Origin of the sequence: Streptomyces sp. NPDC059398, from assembly GCF_042751845.1 — a bacterium.
Classification (GTDB): Bacteria; Actinomycetota; Actinomycetes; order Streptomycetales; family Streptomycetaceae; genus Streptomyces.
The window spans coordinates 54,762-57,356 of the sequence record NZ_JBHYWP010000004.1 but is presented as its reverse complement, the minus strand read 5'-3'; the positions used below and the strand labels follow the sequence as shown (position 1 = coordinate 57,356).

4 protein-coding genes are annotated in these 2,595 nt (G+C 67.4%); 2 read left to right on the top strand and 2 right to left on the bottom strand.

Annotation, left to right across the window (positions count from 1 at the left end):
* Positions 1-205 precede the first annotated feature (205 nt).
* Entirely contained in the window at positions 206-619 is a 414-nt protein-coding gene (locus ACFXBC_RS02880; protein WP_385017956.1) for an NUDIX hydrolase, read from the bottom strand.
* Positions 616-1,275, bottom strand: a complete 660-nt coding sequence (locus ACFXBC_RS02875) for an NUDIX hydrolase (RefSeq protein WP_385017954.1) — start codon at positions 1,273-1,275, stop codon at positions 616-618. The genes ACFXBC_RS02880 and ACFXBC_RS02875 overlap by 4 nt, the downstream gene beginning before the upstream one ends.
* A gap of 407 nt (positions 1,276-1,682) precedes the next feature.
* On the opposite strand from ACFXBC_RS02875, the gene ACFXBC_RS02870 reads away from it, so the two are divergent.
* Complete coding sequence (locus tag ACFXBC_RS02870) at positions 1,683-2,192, top strand: nucleoside-diphosphate kinase (protein ID WP_385017951.1); 510 nt, start codon at positions 1,683-1,685, stop codon at positions 2,190-2,192.
* Positions 2,193-2,272: 80 nt separating this feature from the next.
* A partial coding sequence (locus ACFXBC_RS02865; RefSeq protein WP_385017949.1) for a hypothetical protein occupies positions 2,273-2,595 on the top strand: 323 nt, incomplete at its 3' end.

Genomic DNA, 2,595 nt, shown 5'->3' with positions numbered 1-2,595 from the left:
GGTGTGGTTGGGTGGGGGGGGTGGGGGGGGGGGGGTGTCCGCGGCGCCTCCCCACCCCCCCACCCCCCGCCCGACGGGCCTTCGAAGCAGCGCCACCCGGGCCGGTCCCGGAGGAACGGTCAAGCGCCTGAAGAAGGAGAACGCACGTCTGCGTGCGGAGCGCGGCGGCCGGGGAACATCGTCACGGGCTCGGGCCTTGAGCCGATCAGCAGGGAAGGGCCGCGTCCAGATAGTCCTGCACAGGCTCGAAGAGCCCGTACGGCACGTATGCAGGGATGTCGCCGTGGGCGACCCAGGCCAGTTCGGCGAGTTCCTCGGTGTCCGCGACGTGGGCCGTACCGCTCAGCACGGCGCACGCGGTGTACGACATCAGCCGGCCCGTCTTCGGGTGGACCCGCTCGCCGAGCAGCTTCACCGCCGCCACGGTCAGCCCGGTCTCCTCCTGCGTCTCTCGTACGGCGGCGTCCTCACGGGCCTCGCCGGGCTCGACCTCTCCGGCCGGGAACTGCCAGGAGAGCTGTCCCTCGCTCACCCGGCGGCGGACCATGAGCACACGGCCCTCATGAACGACGATGGCGGCGGCGATACCCGGCCGTTCATCTGTGTTCTGCTGCGTCATGTCTGCTCCTCCAGGACGGCCAGGACGGGTGGAAAGATCGTATCGACGGAGATGAAGCGGGGCACGGCGTTTCTCGGGACCCACATCACGTCGATGTTCTCGGCCATATCGCTGTTGGTGGCTTCGCCGGCCAGGTACTCACAGAGGAAGTATTCGCACAGCACGCCGGTCGCGGGGTGCAGGCGGTTCCCGAGGTGCTTCCGTACCGCGCAGTGGACCCCAGTCTCGTCCAACGTCTCGCGCACCGTGGTGGTCTCTGCCTTGCCTCCTGGCTTGATGACCCCTGCCGGGAACTGCCAGGTGATGCCCGCAGTGTCGCTGTCCCGTCGGCAGACCAGAAGGACGTCGCTGTCGCGGACGACCACCCCGATGGCCACGCGCAGTGCCTGCGCGCGGGGCGGGATCGTGTCTGCTGGCGCCTGCTCCTTCGCCAGCAAGAGCGCGAAGCGCTGCTGAGCAGCGGCCGGAGCATGCTCGTGCGCCGTGTCGAGGAGTTGTTGCATCTCCCGGCGAGGGATGACAGACGCCTCGGCATGCCAGCTCGCTACTGTCCTGACGGCGATGCCCAGGTGAGCGGCGAACTGTTCGTTGCCGAGTCGCAGGGCGGACTGCAGCAGGCACGCGTACCGGCCACTCCAGCGCTCGACCACGTCCACGAGGACTGCCCCCTCATCGCTGCCTCAGTGCAGGAACCCCGTCTGCCGGAACTGCACTCCCACTGCACCGGCACTGCATGGCCTCGCGCAGAGAGGCCCGGAAGAATCGAAGTCACCGGGAGCCGAGGAACCACCGCCAAAAGCTCAGCTCCTGGGAGGCGTACGAGAACCGCGAGAGCGCCGGACAACCACAGGGGGATTCTAGGTGCCCATGCTCAGCGGATAGCAACGAAAGGCAAGTTGGCCAGACCAGGACGTTAGGCGAACTGGTCTCCGCTCCCTGACAGATGACCGCCTATCTGGGGCCTTGCCCGCACGTCTGACCCACCCCGTCAACGCCGGTAACCTCAACAATCGACGGCTGATAGCACGTCACGTTGGTTATATGGGAAGGCGAAAGGGAGTCAATGGCCGAGGTTCAGGCACACACTGTCGAGCGCACGCTCGTCCTGCTCAAGCCCGATGCGCTGGCGCGCGGCCTGGCAGGAAGGGTCATCTCGCGGTTCGAGGACGCCGCACTGAAGATCGTCGGCACGAAGATGAAGTGGATGGACGAGGAGTTCACCCGCAAGCACTACTTCGACCTGGAGGAGCGGCTTGGGGCAGAGGTCTACAACGTCACCTCGACGTTCATGCAGCAGGGGCCGGTCATCGCTTTGGTGCTGGAGGGCTTCGACGCCATCGCCACGGTCCGCAAGATCGTCGGTAGCACGTACCCGAACCAGGCTCCGGCCGGCACGGTGCGGGGAGACCTCTCCCATTACAGCTCGGCGGCCAGCGTCGCCTCGGGCAAGGCAGTCGCGAACCTCGTGCACGCCTCTGGCAACGCGGAGGAGGCGAAGCAGGAGGTGGAGCTGTGGTTCGACAAGGACGAACTTCAGGACTACAAGACGCTGGCCGAGATCTACACGTACTAACAGCGGGTCACGGCGTCACCGCGGTGGCGCCGGGGCGTTGATTACCACTGGGGCACGACTGTTTGAACCGAGAGGGCACCATGACCAACCAGACCCGCATGGCCTCCACCGACGAGCTGGAGTCGATCTTCCAGCGTGAGCTGGCGACCGACCGGTGGGCCGCCACCGAGACCGCGTACGCCCTGGCCCTGCGCCACCGCGACCTGGGCGACTGGACCGCGTCGCGTGAATGGGTGCAGCAGTGCCTTCGTCTGTTGGAGGGTGTCCCCAGCGAGACGGAGGAGCAGGTCGCCACCAGCCGTACGTCGGTGGGAGGCGTTCAGCTGCCGACCTACCTGCACACGGGAGTCGTGGGGGGGCGCGTGGGGGCCCCCGCCCGACACACCCCCCTCCCCCCCCGGGG

Excerpts from the sequence above, each read along its gene's own strand:
- ACFXBC_RS02880 (WP_385017956.1), bottom strand. The coding sequence starts at position 619 with ATGACGCAGCAGAACACAGATGAACGGCCGGGTATCGCCGCCGCCATC.
- ACFXBC_RS02870 (WP_385017951.1), top strand. The coding sequence starts at position 1,683 with ATGGCCGAGGTTCAGGCACACACTGTCGAGCGCACGCTCGTCCTGCTC.